The organism is Streptomyces sp. MS06 (genome assembly GCF_047200655.1).
GTDB lineage: Bacteria > Actinomycetota > Actinomycetes > Streptomycetales > Streptomycetaceae > Streptomyces.
The window spans coordinates 15,701-34,856 of record NZ_JBJZOJ010000036.1 but is presented as its reverse complement, the minus strand read 5'-3'; the positions used below and the strand labels follow the sequence as shown (position 1 = coordinate 34,856).

The window sequence follows — 19,156 nt, the reverse complement described above, 5'->3', positions numbered from 1 at the left end:
GGTGGCGGCGGCGAGGAGCCGCTCGCCCCGGCGCGCACCCGGTCCCGCCGCCCCGGCGCGCACCCGGTCCCGCCGCCCCGGCGCGCACCCGGTCCCGCCGCCCCGGCGCGCACCCGGTCCCGCCGCCCCGGCGCGCGGAGTCTCCGGGCCGAGGGTGTACTGGGATCAGGAGGATCGTGAGGGTCGGGAGGACCACCCGATCAGAAGGGTCGGCTCGGCGGCGGCCAGAGGAGGGCGCGGCCGACCCGTGGCACCGACAGGGGGGAGAGCGCTGTGCGTGCGACGTTCGTGCTGGGCCGGATCGCCGGGGTCAGAATCGGCGTGCACTGGAGCGTCCTGCTCATCTTCGGCTTCATCGCCTTCGGCCTGTCCCAGGGCCGCCTCCCGGAGGTGTATCCGGGGCGGACCTGGGCCGAGTACTGGGCGGCCGGCCTGTGCACCGCGGTGGTCTTCTTCGCCTCCCTCCTCGCACACGAGTTGGCGCACGCCGTCGTGGCCCGCCGCAACGGGGTCGAGGTGGACGACATCGTGCTGTGGCTGCTGGGCGGAGCGGCCCGCCTCAGGTCCGAGGCGTCCAGCCCCGGCAGGGAGCTGAGGATCGCCGGCGTCGGCCCCCTGGTCAGCCTCCTGCTCGGCGGGCTGTTCACCCTCGCCGCCTGGCTGCTCGACCTGGCGTCCGCGTCCGGGGTCGTGGTGGAGATGGCCGCCTGGCTCGCGGGCATCAACGTGCTGCTCGCCGTCTTCAACGCGCTGCCCGCCGCCCCGCTCGACGGCGGCAGGCTGCTGCGCGCGTTCCTGTGGTGGCGCACGGGGGACCGGCTGCGGGCGACCGCCGGTGCCACCGCGGCGGGGCGGGCCTTCGGATGGCTGCTGGTCGTCGTCGGCCTGGTCGCGTTCCTGAGGACCGGCACGTTCGGCGGTGTGTGGCTGGCGCTGATCGGCTGGTTCCTCATCACGGCCGCCACCGCCGAGGGACGGCAGGCCCAGCTCCGGGGCGTGCTCGCCGGTGTCCCCGTGCGGGACGCCATGACGCCCGACCCGCTGACGGTTCCCGCGGACACCACGGTCGCGGGTCTCCTCACCGATGCGCGCTACCGCTACCGGCACTCGGCGTTCCCGGTGACCGAGGACGGGTCCCCGGCCGGGCTGGTGACCCTCGACAACGCCCGACGGGTGCCGCAGGCCGAGGCCCGTGCCGTGACGGTGCGGGACGTCATGGTGCCGCTGTCGCAGACCACCGTGGTCGAGCAGGACAGCCCGCTGGCGGACCTGCTGCCGCGCATGGAGCCGGGCGCCGAGAACCGGGTCCTGGTCATGGACCACGGCAGGCTCGTCGGGATCGTCTCGCTCTCGGACGTCAGCCGAACGGTGAACTGGCTGATGAACACCGCCGGGCGGGGCACCGGTCCGTGACCGCGGCGCACCGGTCCGTGACCACGGCACGGCACCGCCGGGCGGCGGACGGTCCGCCGCGGCACGGCACCACTGGACGGCGCACCGGTCCGCGGCCGCGGCACAACACCGCCGGGCGGTCCGGAGCGCGCTGACGGGGCCGGTCGGGGCACCGGAGCGGGCCGGAGCGCGCGGAGGGGAGGGGCGACCGGGGGCGGCCGCCGTGCGGCGGGGCGACCGGCGGGCGACCGGCGAAGGCCGCCCCGCCGGACGCGTGCTACCGGGCGACGCGCGGCAGGGTGATGACCGGGCAGCGGGCGTGGTGCAGTACACCCTGGCTGACGGAGCCCAGCAGCATCCCGGCGAAGCCGCCGCGCCCGTGCGTGCCCACGACCAGACCGAGGGCGTGTTCGGACGCCGTGGCCAGGACCTCCACCGGGTGGCCCGTGACGACCTCGTGGTGCAGTGCCACATCGGGATGGGCGGCGGTTCGCCCGGCGACGGTCTCCGACAGCAGCCGGCGGCACTCCTGGACGGCCGCGTCCTCGTCCGGGGCGCCGCGCCGCGGCGGGTGCCACACGTACAGGGCCCGCAGCACCGCGCCGCGCAGGGCGGCCTCCTCGAAGGCGAAGTCGACGGCGGCGGCGGACTGGGGGCTGCCGTCGACCCCGACCACGAAGTACGGGGGGTCCTGCGCGGTGTGCTCGGACTCGGGCACGGCCACCACGGGGCAGGGTGCGTGAGCGATCAGCGGCAGGGCGATCGCGGCGGAGGTGAAGAGCTCCTGGAGACGACTCAGGTGCCAGGATCCGAGCACCACCATGGCGGCGCCCTGGGCCTGCTCCCGCAGCACCCACGCCGGATGCCCCTCGGCCAGCAGCCCGGACACCGGTAGCCGCGGATACCGGGACTCGGCGAAGGCGACCGCCTCCGCCAGCACGCCGTTGCCCGTGGCGTGCAGTGCCTCGTTCCACTCCTCCCAGGACGGCCGGCCGCCGGTCGGCCGGTATCCGGGGGTCGGCACGTTCTGCGCGAGGACCACCCTCAGGGGCCGGCGGCGCCGGGCCGCCTCGTCGGCGGCCCAGGCGAGCGCGGTGCGCCTGGCGGGATCGGGGTCGATGCCGACCACGATCGGTTCAGGTCCCTGTGCGTGGTTCATCGCCGACTCCCTGTGCCCTCCTCGACCGGTACGTCGGACCCGGTCCGGGTCGCCGCGGCCGAGTCGGCCCCGTCCGGCGCCGGGGAGTGCCTACAGGCCCTGCGAGAGCAGGAGTTCGTGGGCGAGGCGTGCACCACGTGCCGCTTCCTCGGGGGGAACGTCCTGCGACGGGACGCTCTCCAGCCCGCGGGCGAGGGCCCGGACGGCCTCGGCGAGGGTCGCCACCTGTTCCTCCAGCCGGCGCAACCGGGCCTCCGGTCCGGGCACGGCAGGGGATTCGTCGGGACGGGGCTGCGTCATGATCGTGCCTCCTTCCGAGGCGGTGACGGGACCGCGGGGTCCACGCGACTCTCCGGGTCCGCGAACGACGGCAGTCGCGTCACCCTCCATGCTGCGCGCCCGCATCGCACCCCGCGAATCGACCACCGGGCCGACCGCGCCGACCGCCGCGGTGGTTCCGGCCTCCGCCCCGTCTTCGCGCCGTCCTCGACCCGCTTTCGACCCGCCGCACGGTCTGTCGCCGGCTTCCGGGGCACGACCGCGCCGGCACGCCCGGGAGGGGCCGCACCCACGGCCTCGGACCGCTCCGGGGCCGCGTCAGCCGACTGCGGGGCAGTGTGCTCTCCCGGGTTCTGCGGAGACGGCTTCGGGTAGCGGGCCGCACATCTCGAAGACGCCGCCGAGTCCCGCCGCGTTCAGGAGGCGCAGAAGCCGAACGCCGCCGGACACGAGGCGCAGCCGGCCGTGGCGTTCCAGCACCCGGCTCCGAGCCCGGCACAGCAGCCCCAGTCCGGCGCAGTCGATGAAGGACACGCCGCGCAGGTCCACCACCAGGTCCGGGCGGGCCCGGGCGGTCAGGTCGTCCAGGCACGACATCACCCGAGGCGCCGTGAGTATGTCGATCTCGCCGCTCAGCTCGACGACGCTCGTGCCACCGACGGCGCGTGCACGGTGGGTCCCTTCGGGTCCGATCAGGGTTTCGACCATGATCATAGGAGAGCCGGGCCCGGGGTCCTTCCGGAAGGGCCGTTCGACCCCGGTGCCGGGGCCTGTCTTCCGCAGGGCCGCCCCGTCCACTGGCGGCCGGCCCTGTCCGCGGTGGTGCCCGTCGCCCACGAGCAGGCAAGGCGGGCCGGCTGAAGCGCCGTCGTCGCCGACCGGGCGCGGACCGTCGCCGACCAGGCGGAACTGAGACGCCTTCAGCGGATGGACCCGCAAGCCCGGTGCCGCAAGCCCGGCGCTGCAGCCCCGGGTGCCGTCGTCCGACGGCGCCCTCGTCCGAGCCGACGCCGAAACGGTCACCGGGCGTGAACTCGTCGGCCGCCGGGCCCCGTACGGCGTGCCGCTGCCGACCTGTCACCCGTGCACCGCCTCTCCCCGCCGGCGCCGAACGTCCCTACGGAGGCGGAGGGAGGTGGGGCCGGATGGCGCGGCGGCGGGCTCCCGCCGGCCCTGCCTCCCGCGGCGGCGGCCGAGGAGCATCGTCGACGGAGCCGCCAGGGGACCGACCCCGAGCGGTGTCGCGAACGATGCGGAGGCAGAGATGACGCTGGCACCCCACCCGGACGTGGCCGCACCCACCGAGGCCTGGCGGGGCTTCTCCGGACCGCGGTGGCGCGAGAGTGTCGACGTACGTGACTTCATTCAGGCCAACCGCACGCCCTACGAGGGCGGTCCCGAGTTCCTGGCCGGCCCGACTGACCGCACGCTCGCCGTATGGCGCAAGGTCAGCGACCTGTTCCCCGAGGAACGCCGCAAGGGCATCCTCGACGTGGACGCCGCCACCCCCTCGACGATCACCTCGCACGCGCCCGGCTACATCGACCGGGAACGCGAGCTGATCGTCGGGCTGCAGACCGATGCCCCGCTGAAGCGGGCGATCATGCCGAACGGCGGCCTGCGGATGGTGGAGAACGGGCTGAAGGCGTACGGCCGGGAGCCCGACCCCTTCGTCACCAAGGTCTTCGGCACCTACCGCAAGACCCACAACGACGGCGTCTTCGACGCGTACACCCCCGAGATGCGTGCCGCCCGCAGGGCCGGCATCATCACCGGACTGCCGGACGCCTACGGCCGGGGCCGCATCATCGGCGACTACCGGCGGGTGGCGCTCTACGGCACCGACCGGCTCATCGAGGCCAAGCGCGCCGAGCGGGCGCTCCTCGACGGGCAGCCCTCCACACCGGACGTGATCCGCGACCGCGAGGAACTGGCGGAGCAGATACGCGCGCTGGGCGAGCTGACCCGGATGGCGGCGTCCTACGGCTGCGACGTCTCCCGGCCGGCCGCCACCGCACGGGAGGCCGTGCAGTGGCTCTACCTCGGCTTCCTGGCCGCGGTGAAGGAGCAGAACGGCGCCGCGATGTCGCTGGGCCGCACCTCGACCTTCCTGGACGTCTACCTCCAGCGCGACCTGGACGAGGGCCGCATCGACGAGACCCGGGCGCAGGAACTGGTCGACGACTTCGTGATCAAGCTGCGGATCGTCCGGTTCCTGCGCACCCCCGAGTACGACGCCCTGTTCTCGGGCGACCCGACCTGGGTGACGGAGTGCATCGGAGGCGTCGGCGCCGACGGCCGCCCACTGGTCACCCGGACCTCCTTCCGCTTCCTGCAGACCCTCTACAACCTGGGGCCCGCACCGGAGCCGAATCTGACGGTGCTGTGGTCGCCGCGGCTGCCGGAGGGGTTCAAGCGGTTCTGCGCCCAGGTCTCCATCGACACCAGTTCGATCCAGTACGAGTCCGACGACCTGATGCGTCCGCGCAGCGGAGACGACACCGCCATAGCCTGCTGCGTGTCGGCGATGGCGGTGGGCAGGCAGATGCAGTTCTTCGGCGCCCGGGTCAACCTCGCCAAGGCCCTGCTGTACGCGATCAACGGCGGCCGGGACGAGATGACCGGCGAGCAGATCGCACCCGAGCTGCCCGCGCTCACCGGCGACCACCTGGACTACGGCGAACTGTCGGCGGCGTACGACCGGATGCTCGACTGGCTGGCCGGGACGTACGTCGACGCGCTCAACGTCATCCACTACATGCACGACAAGTACTCCTACGAGCGCCTCGAGATGGCGCTGCACGACCACCCCGTGCACCGCTTCATGGCCTGCGGCATCGCCGGCCTGTCGGTCGCCGCGGACAGCCTGTCCGCCGTCAAGTACGGCCGGGTGAAGGTCATCCGCGACGAGACGGGACTCGCCGTGGACTACGAGACCGAGGGCGAGTTCCCCACGTACGGCAACAACGACGACCGCGCCGACGCCCTCGCCGTCGACCTGGTCGGGTCCTTCATGGCGAAGGTCCGCAAGCACCCCGCCTACCGGGGAGCGGAGCACACCCAGTCCGTGCTGACCATCACCTCCAACGTGGTGTACGGCAAGCACACCGGCAACACCCCCGACGGCAGGCGCGCCGGACAGCCCTTCGCGCCCGGCGCCAACCCGATGAACGGCCGGGACCGCCACGGGGTCGTCGCGTCGGCGCTGTCGGTGGCGAAGCTGCCGTACGAGGAGGCCCGGGACGGGATCTCGCTGACCACGACCATCACGCCCGAGGGCCTCGGCCACGATCCCGCGGAACGCGCCGACAACCTCGTGGGCATCCTCGACGGCTACGTGGCCGCGGGAGGCTTCCACATGAACGTCAACGTGCTGAACCGGGCCACCCTCGAGGACGCCATGGAGCACCCGGAGAACTACCCGGAGTTGACCATCCGGGTCTCCGGGTACGCCGTCAACTTCGTCCGCCTGACCCGCGAGCAGCAGCTCGACGTGATCAGCCGCACCTTCCACGGATCGCTGTGAAGGGACCCGCGGCGCGGGCGGCGACCGGCCGGATCCACTCCTGGGACCTGTCCACCGGCGTGGACGGTCCCGGGACCCGGTTCGTCCTCTTCGTCAGCGGCTGCCCGCTGCGCTGCCTCTACTGCGCCAACCCCGACACCTGGCACATGCGCGACGGCCGGGAGGCCTCGGTGGACGAGGTCATGGCGGAGATCGACAAGTACCGGGGGTTCGTGACCACGGCGCGCGGAGGGGTGACGATCACCGGAGGGGAACCACTGCTCCAGCCCGCGTTCACCGGCGCCGTCCTGCGCCGCTGCAAGGAGGCCGGGCTGCACACGGCGCTGGACACCTCCGGCTTCCTGGGCGAGCGCGCCTCCGACGAACTCCTCGACGACACCGACCTGGTGCTGCTGGACGTCAAGTCATTCGACGTCCCCACCTATCGCCGGCTCACCGGTGGCAGGCTGGCCCCCACACTCACCTTCGCCACCCGCCTGGACCGGCTCGGCGTGCCCGTGCACATCCGCTACGTCCTGGTCCCCGGCCAGACCGACGACCCGTCCGCAGTGGACGGACTCGGCGCCTTCCTGGCCGGGCTCGACAACGTCGACCGCGTGGACGTCCTGCCCTTCCACAAGCTCGGCGCCCACAAGTACGACGCCCTGGGCATCGACTTCCCGCTGCGCGACACCCCGGTGCCCGACCGGGAGCTGGTGGAACGGGTGCGGGAGCAGTTCCGGGAGCACGGCCTGCGGGCGCTGTGAACCGTCCGGCTGCCCGTCGTAGTCCAGCCCCGGTGCCGGGGCCGGGTGGAGACCACCCGGCCCCGGGCGGAGAACGGACCGGACCGGGGCGCCGGCCACCCCGTGCATGACCCGACGCCCGGACCCCTCCGGGCGTCGAGCCGTACCTTGCCCGAAGCGCGTTGCCTTGAGCCCGCCTTCGACGCGGCCTCACGCCGCCTGGTGGGGCGGTGCGTCGTCCACGGCCGGAGCGGGGAGCTGAAACGCCCCCGGCGCAGCCGCGTCCGGGACGCACCGGGCCATCACCTCCGGCGCCTCCGGCGACGCGCCCCGGCCCACCCGGGCCGTGGCACAGCACTTCGCACGGTCCCGTCGCCGCTTCGCACGGTTCCGTCACTCCCTCATGACCGCCTTGCGTCCCCGCCCGATGTGCCGGGAGGCGCGGGCGACCGTCGGAGGTGCGGAGGTGCGGAGGTGCGGAGGCGCGGAGGTGCGGCGCCGCGGAGACGCCCGGGCGCCCGCCCGCGGCGGGGCGCCGAAGCGCACGCCGCGGACGGACGCGGTGGGCCCGGTCCGGGGGAACCGGGCCGGGTCCCTCACTCCGAGGTCGTCCGGCGCCGTCCGGCGTCCGGTCGGCCCTCCGCGCCACCCGAGTAGTAGGCGGCACGCATGATCTCCTGCATGTCGTCGAGCATCGGCATCCGCGGATTGGCTGGCGCGCACTGGTCCTCGTAGGCGTTCAGCGCCTGCTGGGGCAGCGCGTCGAGGAAGCACCGCTCGTCGACGCCGAGTTCCCGGAAGGACCGCTCGATACCGACGCGGTCGCGCAGTTCCTCCACCGCAACTGCGAGGGACTCCACGCCCTCCTCCGGGGTGCCGGCCGGCAGACCGAGCGCACGCGCTATCTCCTGGAAGCGCTCCGGGGCCCGGTAGTTCTCGTACTTCGGCCACCCCGTCAACTTCGTCGGCACACTGCCGTTGTAGCGGATGACGTGCGGCAGCAGGACCGCGTTGGTACGGCCGTGCGCGATGTGGAAGGTGGCGCCGAGCGTGTGGGACATGGCGTGCACGATCCCGAGGAAGGCGCTGCCGAAGGCCATGCCGGCGATGGTGGCCGCGTTGTGCATCTTCTCCCGCGCGTCGGGTCGGGCGGCGCGCTCGTTGACCGCGGCCTCGATGTTGGCGAAGATCAGCCGGATCGCGTGCAGGGCCGGGCCGTCGGTGAAGTCGTTGGCGTACACCGACACATACGCCTCGATGGCGTGGGTGAGGGCGTCGAAGCCGCTGTCGGCGGCCAGCGCCGGAGGCAGGTCGGCGGTGAGCAGCGGGTCGACGATCGCCACGCTGGGGGTGAGCGCGTAGTCCGCGAGCGGGTACTTCTTGCCGGTCTCCGGGTCGGAGATGACGGCGAAGGGGGTGACCTCGGCTCCGGTGCCGGACGTGGTGGGAATGCACACCAGGCGTGCGCGGGCACCGAGCGGCGGGAAGCGGAAGGCGCGCTTGCGGATGTCGGAGAACTTCTGCCGCATGTCGGCGAAGTCGACGTCCGGGTGCTCGTACAGCAGCCACATCACCTTGGCCGCGTCCATCGGCGAGCCGCCGCCGAGCGCGATGATGGTGTCGGGGCGGAAGTCCCGCATGAGCCGGGCTCCCCGCTGGACGGAGTCGATGCTCGGCTCGGGCTGGACGTTGTCGATGATCTGCAGGGTCACCGGCTCGCTGCGGCGCTGCAGGACGCGGCTGACGCGGTCGACGAAGCCGAGGCGGGTCATGGTGGCGTCGGTGACGATCGTGATGCGGTGGACCTCCGGCATGGAGGTCAGGTAGCGGATGGACTGCGGCTCGAAGTAGATCTTCGGCGGCACCTTGAACCACTGCAGGTTGTTGCGGCGACCGGAGACCCGCTTGATGTTCAGCAGTTGGGCCGCGGAGACGTTGTTGGACACCGAGGTGCTTCCCCAGGAGCCGCAGCCGAGGGTGAGGGACGGCAGCAGGCTGTTGTAGATTCCGCCGATCGCCCCCTGCGAGGAGGGGGAGTTGACGATGATCCGGACGGTCTTCATGCGCCTGCCGTACGCCTCCGCCAGGGCCGCATCCTCGGTGTGGATGACGGCGCTGTGCCCCTGGCCGTGGAAGGCGACCATGTCGGCGGCCAGGTCGAAGGCCTGCTCCTCGGAGCGGGCGCGCAGCACGGCGAGCACCGGGCAGAGCTTCTCCCGGGTCAGGGGCTCGTCCGGACCGACCCGTTCGACCTCGACCAGGATCAGCGAGGTGTCCTCGGGCACGGTGAAGCCCGCCTGCTCGGCGATCCACGCGGGACTGCGGCCGACGGCCGCGGCGTTCACCTTGGGCTCGCAGCCCGCGTTCGTCGCGTCACCCGGGAACAGGAACGCCTCCAGCCTGGCCTTCTCCTCGGCGGTCGCCCGGTGGGCGTGCAGGGTACGGAACTCGTCCAGGGCCGCGTCGTAGATCTCGTCGTCCAGGACGACCGCCTGCTCGGAGGCGCAGATCATGCCGTTGTCGAAGGACTTCGAGAGCACCAGGTCGTTGACGGCCCGGCGCAGCCCGGCACTCCTGTGCACGTATGCCGGCACGTTGCCCGCGCCGACCCCCAGGGCGGGCTTGCCCGCCGAATAGGCGGCCCTGACCATGGCGTTGCCGCCGGTGGCGAGGATCAGCGAGACACCCGGGTGGTGCATCAGGAGGCCGGTCGCCTCGACGGACGGTGTCTCGATCCACTGCACGCAGTGCTCCGGGGCGCCGGCGGCGACGGCCGCGTCGCGGACGATCCGGGCCGCCTCCGCGCTGCACCGCTGGGCGGAGGGGTGGAAGGCGAACACGACGGGATTGCGCGTCTTCAGCGCCATCAGGGCCTTGAAGACGGTGGTGGAGGTCGGGTTGGTGACGGGCGTGATCGCACAGACCACACCGACCGGTTCGGCGATCTCGACCATGTCCGCGATGTCGTCCCGGGCGACGACGCCGACGGTCTTCATCCGGCCCATGCTGTGCGTGACGTGCTCGCACGCGAACATGTTCTTGGCCGCCTTGTCCTCGAAGACCCCGCGCCCCGTCTCCTCCACCGCCAGCCGCGCCAGCGCCGTGTGGTGGTCGAGGGCGGCGACCGAGGCCTTCTTGACGATGTGGTCGACCTGTTCCTGGGTGAGGGTGTCGTAGTCGGCGAGTGCCTTGAGTCCGTTCGTGACCAGTCGGTCCACGGCGACGGCGATGTCGGAGGGGGCGCCGGTGCTGGTGGCAGCCTCGGTTCCGGCGTCGTGACGGGGCATGGGGTGTTCCTCCCTTTGACGGAGCCGCCGGGCGTGGTCAGCCGCGGGCGGGGGTGAGCGGCACCGTTCAGCCCGTTGCCACTCACCCTCGACCCTTTCCGCGGTCCGCCCTCACCTCCCAGGTGCCGATGGTCCCTGCCGGGGGCCTGACCGGCATGGCCTCGCGGGGACGGACGGCCGGTCGGCCGGTGGCGCCCCCGGCCGGCCGCCGCCTGAGTCCCGCCCGCACCGTGCCGGCCGCCGCCGGAGTCCCGCCCCTGCCGTGCCGCCCGCCGACGGAGTCCGGCCCGCACCGTGCCGGTGTGCGGGGCTGGTCGGGCCCCGGCGGTCGGGACCACCGGGCCGGGAGCGGGGCCTTGCGGACACTGATCTTGGTCGGCGGGACGCAGAAAGATCGTCAGCAGAACGATTCACCCTGACGAACCGCGCAAGGAGTACGCCATGTCCGGATCCAGACGAGAGGGAGAGGGGAAGGCGCCGACGGCGGCGCTCGGCCTGCCAGCCGCCTCCGCGCTCGTGATCGGCAGCATCATCGGCACCGGAGTCTTCGCCCTCCCCTCCGCCCTCGCCCCCTACGGGCCGGTCTCCCTCGTCGCGTTCGTCGTGGTCACCCTCGGCGCGCTCGCGCTGGCGCTGACCTTCGGTGCCCTGTCCAAGCGGGTTCCGGCCAGCGGCGGCCCGTACGTCTACGCCCGTGAGGCGTTCGGCGAGTTCGCCGGCTTCCTCAACGCCTGGTCGTACTGGATCACCGCCTGGGCCGGCAACGCCGCCATCGTCGTGGCCTGGGTCGGCTACGTGGAGGTGTTCGTCAACACCGGTCACGACAAGTGGCTTTCAGTGCTCCTGGCGCTGGTCGGACTGTGGATACCCGCCGCGATCAACCTCACCGGCGTGCGCAACACGGGCGCCTTCCAGGTCATCACGACCGTGCTGAAGTTCGTCCCCCTCGTCTTCATGGCCACCGTCGGGCTGCTCTTCATCGACTCCCACAACTTCGGCCCCTTCAACGCCAGCGGGCAGTCGGTCCTCGGCGCCGTATCCGCTGCGGGTGCCATCGCCCTGTTCAGCTACCTCGGCCTGGAGGCCGCCTCGGTGGTCGCCGGCCGGGTCCGGGAGCCGGGACGCAACGTTCCGCGGGCCACGGTGTACGGCACCCTCGTCTGCGCGGTGATCTACATCCTGGGTACGCTCGCGGTCTTCGGCACCGTCGCCCACGGCGAGCTGGCCGGCTCGACGGCGCCCTTCACGGACGCCGCGAACAACATCTTCGGCGGCACCTGGGCCGGTGACGTCGTCGCCGTCGCCGCGATCGTCTCCGGGATCGGCGCCCTCAACGGCTGGACCATGCTGTGCGCCGAGATGCCGTACGCCGCCGCTCACGACGGCCTCTTCCCGCGCGCCTTCGCACGACTGCGCGGCAGGAGCGACGTGCCGGCCTTCGGCATCATCGCCTCCACGGTGCTGGCCTCGCTCATCACCGTGGTCAGCTACACGCGCTTCGACGACGTCTTCACCAAGATCGTGCTGCTGAGCGTGCTGACCGCGGTGATCCCCTACCTGTTCTCCGCGGCCGCCCAGCTGTACTGGCTGCTCGTGCGGCGCGAGGAGAAGCCGAACCCCCGGCGATTCGCACGTGACGTCGCGATCGCCGCGCTCGCCCTCGCCTTCTCGTACTGGTCGATCCAGGGCAGCGGCTACCAGACCGTCTACTACGGCCTGTTCGTCGTGCTGCTGGGTGTTCCGGTGTACGTCTGGCTGAAGCGGGACCAGGCGCCCGACGTCCCGGCAACCGACGTCCCGGCCCAGCGGCAGCCGACACCCGAGTCGCCCTCGCCGACCCGGCGGGAGAGGGCGCCCGAGTCGCCCCCGAAGGCCCGGCGGCCCGCCCGGGGCCCGCGCACCGGCCGCATCGGCCCACTGCGCGGTCCGGGCGAACTGCGCCATCACGACTGACCACGCACACGTTCGAAGGAACTCCCTCGATGAACACCTTCCACGTCGACTCCGAGGTCGGCCCCCTCCGCCAGGTGATCCTGCACCGCCCCGGCCTCGAACTCTCCCGCCTCACCCCCCGCAACGTGGGCGGCCTGCTCTTCGACGACATCCTGTGGGCCAAGCGCGCCCGCGAGGAGCACGACGCCTTCGCCCAGGTACTGCGCGACCACGGCGCCCGCGTCCACTACTTCACCGACCTGCTCGCCCGGACCCTCGACCTCCCCGAGGCCCGCGAGTGGCTCCTCGACCGGGTCGTCACCCCGGCCGTCGTGGGCCCCGCCCTCACCGACTCCGTCCGGGAACTGTGCGCCGAACTGGACGGCGAGACCCTCGCGGGCTACCTCATCGGCGGCCTGCTCAAGAGCGACCTGCCGCTGACCGACCCGCACAGCCTGGTGTGGAGTTCGCTCGACGCCGACGACTTCGCGCTCACACCGCTGCCCAACCACCTCTTCCCGCGCGACAACTCGTGCTGGATGTACGACCGGCTCTCCGTGAACCCCATGGCCAAGCCGGCCCGGCGCCGCGAGAGCCTCCACGCGGAGGCCGTCTACCGCTTCCACCCGATGTTCGCGGAATCCGCGCCGAAGCCGCTGCTCGACGGCGCCGTGGGCACCCTGGAGGGCGGAGACGTGCACGTCCTCGGCAACGGCGCCGTCATGGTCGGCATGGGCGAACGCACCACGGCCCAGGCCGTGGAGAACCTGGCCGTCCGGCTGTTCGCGGGCGGCACGGTCGGCCGCCTGATCGCGGTCCGGCTGCCGACCGCCCGCGCCTACATGCACCTCGACACGGTGCTGACCATGCTCGACCGCGACGCCTTCGCGATCTACCCGGGCCTCGCCGACTCCCTGCGTTCCTGGACCCTCACCCCCAGCGACACCTGCGAGGCGGGCTTCGACGTCGCCCCGAACTCCGACCTGGCCACCGCGCTCGCCGAGGCCCTGGACCTGGACAAGGTCCGGATGCTCTCCGCGCCGCAGGACCTCCGGGGCGCCGAGCGCGAACAGTGGGACGACGGGAGCAACTTCCTCGCCGTGGCCCCCGGTGTCGTCGTCGGCTACGAGCGCAACGTCACCACCAACACCCATCTGCGCAAGCAGGGCATCGAGGTCGTCACCATCGCCGGTGCCGAACTCGGCCGGGGCCGGGGCGGCCCCCGCTGCATGAGCTGCCCCATCGAACGCGACCCTGCCGCCTGACACCCGAGGGGCCCACCATGACCGTCGACCTGCGAGGCCGCTCCTACCTGAGCGAACTCGACTTCACCACCCCGGAGATCCACCACCTCCTCGACCTCGCCGCCGCCCTCAAGGCGGCCCGCCGCGCCGGCACCGAGGAACCCCGGCTCACCGGCAGGCACATCGTGCTGCTCTTCGAGAAGGCCTCCACCCGCACCCGCTGCGCCTTCGAGGTCGCCGCCGCCGACCAGGGCGCCACCACCACCTACCTCGGCCCCGGAGACACCCATGTCGGCCACAAGGAGTCCGTCGCCGACACCGCCCGCGTCCTCGGCCGCATGTTCGACGGCATCGAGTACCGGGGCTCCGCCCAGTCGACCGTCACGGAACTGGCGGCCCACTCCGGTGTCCCCGTCTACAACGGGCTGACCGGCACCGCCCACCCCACCCAGAGCCTGTGCGACGTGTTCACCATGCGCGAGCACAGCGCCAAGCCGCTCACCGACATCAGCTTCTGCTACCTCGGTGACGCCCGCAACAACATGGGCAACTCCCTGCTGTCGATGGGTGCTCTGCTCGGGATGGACGTGCGCATCGCGGCCCCTCGCACACTGTGGCCGGACGACCAACTGGTCGCCACCTGCCGCCTGCTCGCCGCCCGCACCGGAGCCCGCATCACCGTCACCGAGGATGTCGAGACCGCCGTGCACGGCGCCGACTTCCTGCACACCGACGTCTGGGTCTCCATGGGGGAGCCGGCCGACACCTGGGGCGAGCGCATCGACCTGCTCCTGCCCTACCAGGTCAACGCCAAGACGCTCGCGGCCACCGGAAACCCCGACGTCAGGTTCATGCACTGCCTGCCGTCCCTGCACGACGCGGGCACCGCACTCGGCCGTGACCTGCTCGCCGGCTACGACCTGAACGGGCTCGAAGTCACCGACGAGGTCTTCTCCTCGCCCGCCTCCCTCGTGTTCGACCAGGCCGAGAACCGCCTGCACACCATCAAGGCCGTCCTCGTCGCCACCCTGGAGGACTGAACCATGCGCATCGTCGTCGCCCTCGGCGGCAACGCCCTGCTGCACCGCGGCGAACGCCCCGACGCGGCCGTCCAGCAAGCCAACATCGACCACGTCGCCACCGCCCTGGCCGCCCTCGCCCAGGAGCACGAACTGGTCGTCACGCACGGCAACGGCCCGCAGATCGGGCTGCTCGCCATGGAGAGCGAGGCCGACCGCGCCCTCAGCGCCCCGTACCCGCTCGACCTGCTCGGGGCGCAGACCCAGGGCATGATCGGCTCCCTGCTGGTCCGCACCCTGCACGACACCCTGCCGGGGCGCCGGGTCGCCGCACTCGTCACCCACACCCTCGTGCGGGCCGACGATCCCGCGTTCGCGCGGCCCACGAAGTTCGTCGGCCAGGTCTACCCCCGCGCCACGGCCGACAAGCTGGCCCGTGAACGCGGCTGGCGCACCGGCCGGGACACCACCGGCTGGCGCCGTGTCGTGGCCTCCCCCTCGCCCGAGCGGATCCTGGAGACCGACACCATCCACGACCTGCTCGGCCTCGGTACCCTGGTGGTCTGCGCCGGCGGAGGAGGCGTCCCCGTCACCGCAGACCGCGACTCCGGCGCCCTGACCGGCGTCGAGGCCGTCGTCGACAAGGACCTGACCGCCGCCCTGCTCGCCGAGGACCTGAAGGCGGACTTCCTCCTCGTCCTGACCGACGTGCCCTGCGTGTACGAGGGTTACGGCACGTCCGACCAGCGGCCCGTCCTCGACGCCACACCCGCCGAACTGCGTCGCGGCGGCTACCCGGACGGCTCGATGGGGCCCAAGGCCGAGGCCGCCGCCCGCTTCGTGGAACGCACCGGGGGCCTCGCCGGGATCGGCGCGCTGGACGCCGCCCACGAGATCGTTCACGGCCGGTCCGGCACCCTGGTCCGCCCGGATCTCACCGGCGGCTGAACGGCACCGCCCCGGCCTCCGGCGCCGACCGGCCCACCGCGAGCCGGCCTCGAGGAGGGCGAGGAGGGGACGTTGGGCCCCACCGCCGGAGCCCTTCGGCATCCGGCGCCGCGCAGGGCACGCCACGAGAGTGTGGGGCATCAGCAGAACGCGATCTGAACATGCCAGAAGGGACCACCGTCATGGCCGTGCACGAGCACCCCCACCGCACTCCCGGCTTCCACCTGTCGTTCCGCCGCAACCGGACCGGTTCCGCGGTCGCCGCGGCGGCAGACACCGTCATCCACCCCGCGCAGGCCCGCGTCCTCGCGACCCTGCGCGTCCTCACCGGGTTCGTCTTCCTGTGGGCCTTCCTGGACAAGACCTTCGGCCTCGGATACGCCACGGCGTCCGGCAAGGGCTGGATCGACGGCGGCTCCCCGACCAAGGGCTTCCTCAGCCACGTCGCCGCCGGGCCCCTGCAGTCCACGTTCCACGCATGGGCCGGCGCCACCTGGGCCGACTGGCTGTTCATGCTCGGCCTGCTGGGCATCGGCGTCGCCGCCGTGACCGGTGTGGCACTGCGGCCGGCCGCGCTCGCCGGCACGGCCCTGATGGCGCTGATGTGGACGGCCGAGTGGCCGCCGGCCAAGCACCTGGCCGACGGCTCACCGAGCATGTCGACGAACCCGTTCGCCGACTACCACCTGGTGTACGCACTGGTGCTGATCGCCGTCGCCGTCGCCGCCGCCGGCACCACCTGGGGCCTGGGCCGGTGGTGGGCGGGACTGCCCGTCGTCCGCGACCACGCCTGGCTGCGCTGACCCCTCCCACACCGCGCCGCGGCGGCATCCGAGCCGCCACGGCCACCGGTGACGGGAGTTCATCGCCCCGATCCGCCCCGCCCCGCCCCGCCATCGCCCCGGCCCCGGGTACGGGTACGGGTGACGGGTGTTCATCGCCCCCGCCCCGCCCCGCCTCGACTACGGGTGACCGGAGTTCATCGCCCCCGCCCCGGCCGCCGGTGACCCGTGCCCATCGCCCCGCCCGGAGGACGACCGGCGGCACCCGCCGCGAAGCCCCCGGACACGACGCTCGAATCGGGAGCACCGATTCAGGAAGTGGAGATCATGCCCCGCGCTGTCACCGTCGGCCTCGACGGATCCGCCGAGAGCCGAACCGCCGCCGAGTGGGCGGCCCGCGAGGCGGAGTCCCGCGGACTGCCCGTCCGGCTCATCCAGGTCTGGGAACCGGTGCCGGAATACGCGGCCGTGGCCCCGCTCGTCGGCACCGAGACCTACCAGCACCGGACCGAGCAGATCCTCCGGGAGGACGCCGGGGACCTGCGGCTGCGCCACCCCGCCCTGGAGGTGACCGCCGAACAACTCGTCGGCCGGCCGGCCGAGGCCCTCGTCCGTGCCGCCCGGGACGCCGAACTGCTGGTGCTGGGCTCGCGCGGGCTCGGCGGGATCGGCGGCTTCCTGGTCGGCTCGGTCGGCCTCGAGGTCGTCGCCTCCACCCAACGGCCCGTGGTGCTGGTACGGGCGGCCGAGCAGACCCCCGAGGAGCGCACGACGGACCGTACGGGAACCCCCGAAACGGCCGCCACCCCGTCCGGGCCCGTCGTGCTCGGGCTGGACACCCGCCACCCGCACGCGGCGCCGATCGACTTCGCGTTCGAGGCAGCCGCGCACCGAGGTGTGCAACTGCGGGCGCTGCACGGCTGGCACGAGCCGTACCACTACCTCTACGGCACGGCCCCCGACCCGAAGGTCACCCGGATGGTGGCGCAGAGCGACGCCGCCGCCCTGAGCGAAGCACTGCAGCCCTGGTGCCAGAAGTACCCCGACGTCGAGGTCGTCACCCGGTCCAGTCCCGGCAGCCCGTCGGTCCGCCTGGCCGAGGCGTCCCACGACGCCTCCCTGGTGGTCGTCGGCCGGCGCGTCCGCCGCTCCACCGTCGGGGTCCACATCGGTCCGGTCACCCACGCCGTCCTCCACCACTCCACCGCGCCGGTCGCCGTCGTCGCCCACGACTGAGCGCCCGGCACCGGCGGCACCGGCGGCACCGGCGGCACCGCACGCGACGCGCGCGACGCGCGCGACGCACGAATACGACCGCTGCCCCGCAGGCCCCAGGACCCGTATCCGGGCTGAACACGCTGTACGCGCTGTACTCACTGAAGGAGAGAACCGCCATGAGGCACGAGAAGGTCGGCTCGGTGATGACCACGGACGTCGTCCGGGCCGGGGACGGCACCCCCTTCAAGGAGGTGGCACGACTGCTCGCCGAACACCGGATCAGCGGACTGCCGGTCGTCGACGAGGACGAGAGGGTGATCGGCGTCCTGTCCGAGAGCGATCTGCTGTCCCGTCAGGCGCAGGCCCCCGATCCCTACCGGAGGCGGCACCGCCTTCCCGCCGTGACGCTGACGAAGTCCGCCAGGCGTGACGCCGCGAAGGCCCGTGCCCGCACCGCCGGTCAGCTCATGACCGAGCCGCCCGTCACGGTGCACGCCGACGACACCGTCGCCGAGGCCGCTCGGACCATGGCCGAGCACGGCGTGGAGCGGCTTCCCGTCGTCGACGAGCATGACCGGCTCGCCGGCATCGTCACCCGCCGCGACCTGCTCCGGGTGTTCCTGCGGCCCGACTCGGAGATCCGCGACGAGGTGTGCCGGGAAGTGCTGGAACGCACGCTGTGGCTGACGCCGCGGAGCGTGGACGTCTCGGTGACGGAGGGCGTCGTGACCCTCACCGGTCGGCTGGAGCGCAAGAGCGACACGGAGGTCGCCGTGTCGAGGACCGGGCGCATCGACGGCGTGGTGGCCGTCGTGGATCGGCTCACCTACCGGCTCGACGACTCCCACCAGCAGCCCGAGCGGCAAGGACCCCGCGGAATCACCGAGGACTGGCTGCGCAACCTGTGAGAGTGCGTGGAACGTGAGGTGACCGGCGGCGCCGGAACCCGGCCCGGCCGGACCGGCCGGGGCCGGAACGCGGGCCGGCCGGAGCCGGCCGGAGCCGAAACCCTGCGCCCAGCCGGAATCCGCCGGAGCCGGAACCCGGACCATCGGGTCACCGCGGACGGGCTCCGGCACGGCCGGCACGTCCGGCACGGCCGGCGCCGTCGGTGCCGAGGCCGTACTCAGGACTCCAACTCGACGCCGATCTCCGGCGGCTGACGCAGGGTGTTGTGGATCGTGCAGTGCGAGGCCACGGCCAGCAGGGCCGCGCGGCGCTGCTCGGGCAGCTCCGGCGGTGGAACGATCACCAGGCGCAGGGAGGCCACACGCGCCGGGCGGTCGGTGGCCATGGTGAACTCCGTACGGACGCGCAGCCCGGTGCGGGGCAGGCCGTGACGGTCCAGGTAGCGGCCCGCATAGAACGCGACGCAGGTGGCCAGCGAGGCCGCGAAGAGTTCTGTCGGGGTGGGCGCGCTGTCCGCGCCGCCCGCCTCCAGCGGCTGGTCGACCTGGAAGTGGTGGCTGCGGACGTCCACCGTGTAGGCGTCCTGGTCGACGTGGGCGACCTCGAGGGTGTGCACGTCCACGACCTGCGGTCGGTGCGTGGCGAGGGTCTGCGGTGTGCTGCCGGTCATGGTCTGGTCCTTCTCGCTGGAGTCGGCTGCTCTGGATCCCAGTCGACCGCACGGGGCGCGGCCCGA

General features: G+C 72.9%; 15 protein-coding genes. 10 read left to right on the top strand and 5 right to left on the bottom strand.

The window, feature by feature from the left end; translation table 11 throughout:
• Positions 1-273: 273 nt before the first annotated feature.
• Entirely contained in the window at positions 274-1,413 is a 1,140-nt protein-coding gene (locus tag ACL02U_RS20160) for a site-2 protease family protein (protein WP_412792254.1), read from the top strand.
• A gap of 256 nt (positions 1,414-1,669) precedes the next feature.
• Here ACL02U_RS20160 and ACL02U_RS20155 read toward each other — a convergent pair whose 3' ends face one another.
• From ACL02U_RS20155 to ACL02U_RS20145, 3 genes are all read right to left on the bottom strand, one after another.
• Positions 1,670-2,551, bottom strand: a complete 882-nt coding sequence (locus ACL02U_RS20155) for a universal stress protein (protein WP_412792253.1) — start codon at positions 2,549-2,551, stop codon at positions 1,670-1,672.
• 90 nt (positions 2,552-2,641) lie between these two features.
• Complete coding sequence (locus ACL02U_RS20150) at positions 2,642-2,851, bottom strand: hypothetical protein (RefSeq protein WP_412792252.1); 210 nt, start codon at positions 2,849-2,851, stop codon at positions 2,642-2,644.
• A gap of 297 nt (positions 2,852-3,148) precedes the next feature.
• On the bottom strand, positions 3,149-3,538 hold the full coding sequence (locus ACL02U_RS20145; protein ID WP_412792251.1) for an STAS domain-containing protein: 390 nt from the start codon (positions 3,536-3,538) through the stop codon (positions 3,149-3,151).
• Positions 3,539-4,094: 556 nt separating this feature from the next.
• Here ACL02U_RS20145 and pflB point away from each other — a divergent pair.
• Both pflB and pflA read left to right on the top strand, forming a co-directional pair.
• Positions 4,095-6,356 (top strand): formate C-acetyltransferase, encoded by a 2,262-nt coding sequence (gene pflB, locus ACL02U_RS20140; protein ID WP_412792250.1) that lies wholly within the window; start codon positions 4,095-4,097, stop codon positions 6,354-6,356.
• Positions 6,353-7,102, top strand: a complete 750-nt coding sequence (gene pflA, locus ACL02U_RS20135; RefSeq protein ID WP_412792249.1) for a pyruvate formate-lyase-activating protein — start codon at positions 6,353-6,355, stop codon at positions 7,100-7,102. Before pflB ends, pflA begins: the two co-directional genes overlap by 4 nt.
• Positions 7,103-7,677: 575 nt before the next feature.
• Here pflA and adhE read toward each other — a convergent pair.
• Positions 7,678-10,368, bottom strand: a complete 2,691-nt coding sequence (gene adhE, locus ACL02U_RS20130) for a bifunctional acetaldehyde-CoA/alcohol dehydrogenase (protein WP_412792248.1) — start codon at positions 10,366-10,368, stop codon at positions 7,678-7,680.
• Positions 10,369-10,809: 441 nt separating this feature from the next.
• On the opposite strand from adhE, the gene ACL02U_RS20125 reads away from it, so the two are divergent.
• From ACL02U_RS20125 to ACL02U_RS20095, 7 genes are all read left to right on the top strand, one after another.
• Entirely contained in the window at positions 10,810-12,321 is a 1,512-nt protein-coding gene (locus ACL02U_RS20125; RefSeq protein ID WP_412792247.1) for an APC family permease, read from the top strand.
• 29 nt (positions 12,322-12,350) lie between these two features.
• A complete protein-coding gene (locus ACL02U_RS20120; protein ID WP_412792246.1) occupies positions 12,351-13,565 on the top strand; it encodes an arginine deiminase in 1,215 nt (404 codons plus the stop codon).
• A gap of 17 nt (positions 13,566-13,582) precedes the next feature.
• The gene (gene argF / locus ACL02U_RS20115) at positions 13,583-14,584 is read left to right on the top strand and encodes an ornithine carbamoyltransferase (RefSeq protein ID WP_412792245.1); all 1,002 of its coding nucleotides are present in this window, start codon (positions 13,583-13,585) and stop codon (positions 14,582-14,584) included.
• 3 nt (positions 14,585-14,587) lie between these two features.
• Positions 14,588-15,511, top strand: coding sequence for a carbamate kinase (locus ACL02U_RS20110; protein WP_412792244.1), 924 nt, complete (start codon positions 14,588-14,590; stop codon positions 15,509-15,511).
• A 182-nt stretch (positions 15,512-15,693) separates the two neighbouring features.
• Complete coding sequence (locus ACL02U_RS20105) at positions 15,694-16,314, top strand: hypothetical protein (protein WP_412792285.1); 621 nt, start codon at positions 15,694-15,696, stop codon at positions 16,312-16,314.
• A 306-nt stretch (positions 16,315-16,620) separates the two neighbouring features.
• Positions 16,621-17,529, top strand: a complete 909-nt coding sequence (locus tag ACL02U_RS20100; RefSeq protein ID WP_412792243.1) for a universal stress protein — start codon at positions 16,621-16,623, stop codon at positions 17,527-17,529.
• 158 nt (positions 17,530-17,687) lie between these two features.
• Entirely contained in the window at positions 17,688-18,419 is a 732-nt protein-coding gene (locus ACL02U_RS20095; RefSeq protein ID WP_412792242.1) for a CBS domain-containing protein, read from the top strand.
• A 218-nt stretch (positions 18,420-18,637) separates the two neighbouring features.
• Here the strand turns inward: ACL02U_RS20095 and ACL02U_RS20090 are convergent, their stop codons facing one another.
• Entirely contained in the window at positions 18,638-19,090 is a 453-nt protein-coding gene (locus tag ACL02U_RS20090; RefSeq protein ID WP_412792241.1) for an OsmC family protein, read from the bottom strand.
• Positions 19,091-19,156: the final 66 nt, after the last annotated feature.

Coding starts and splice junctions, on each gene's coding strand:
- ACL02U_RS20150 (WP_412792252.1), bottom strand. CDS start 2,851: ATGACGCAGCCCCGTCCCGACGAATCCCCTGCCGTGCCCGGACCGGAG.
- ACL02U_RS20100 (WP_412792243.1), top strand. CDS start 16,621: ATGCCCCGCGCTGTCACCGTCGGCCTCGACGGATCCGCCGAGAGCCGA.
- ACL02U_RS20125 (WP_412792247.1), top strand. CDS start 10,810: ATGTCCGGATCCAGACGAGAGGGAGAGGGGAAGGCGCCGACGGCGGCG.
- ACL02U_RS20110 (WP_412792244.1), top strand. CDS start 14,588: ATGCGCATCGTCGTCGCCCTCGGCGGCAACGCCCTGCTGCACCGCGGC.
- ACL02U_RS20155 (WP_412792253.1), bottom strand. CDS start 2,551: ATGAACCACGCACAGGGACCTGAACCGATCGTGGTCGGCATCGACCCC.
- ACL02U_RS20145 (WP_412792251.1), bottom strand. CDS start 3,538: ATGGTCGAAACCCTGATCGGACCCGAAGGGACCCACCGTGCACGCGCC.
- ACL02U_RS20090 (WP_412792241.1), bottom strand. CDS start 19,090: ATGACCGGCAGCACACCGCAGACCCTCGCCACGCACCGACCGCAGGTC.
- ACL02U_RS20120 (WP_412792246.1), top strand. CDS start 12,351: ATGAACACCTTCCACGTCGACTCCGAGGTCGGCCCCCTCCGCCAGGTG.
- adhE (WP_412792248.1), bottom strand. CDS start 10,368: ATGCCCCGTCACGACGCCGGAACCGAGGCTGCCACCAGCACCGGCGCC.
- ACL02U_RS20105 (WP_412792285.1), top strand. CDS start 15,694: ATGGCCGTGCACGAGCACCCCCACCGCACTCCCGGCTTCCACCTGTCG.
- pflB (WP_412792250.1), top strand. CDS start 4,095: ATGACGCTGGCACCCCACCCGGACGTGGCCGCACCCACCGAGGCCTGG.
- ACL02U_RS20095 (WP_412792242.1), top strand. CDS start 17,688: ATGAGGCACGAGAAGGTCGGCTCGGTGATGACCACGGACGTCGTCCGG.
- argF (WP_412792245.1), top strand. CDS start 13,583: ATGACCGTCGACCTGCGAGGCCGCTCCTACCTGAGCGAACTCGACTTC.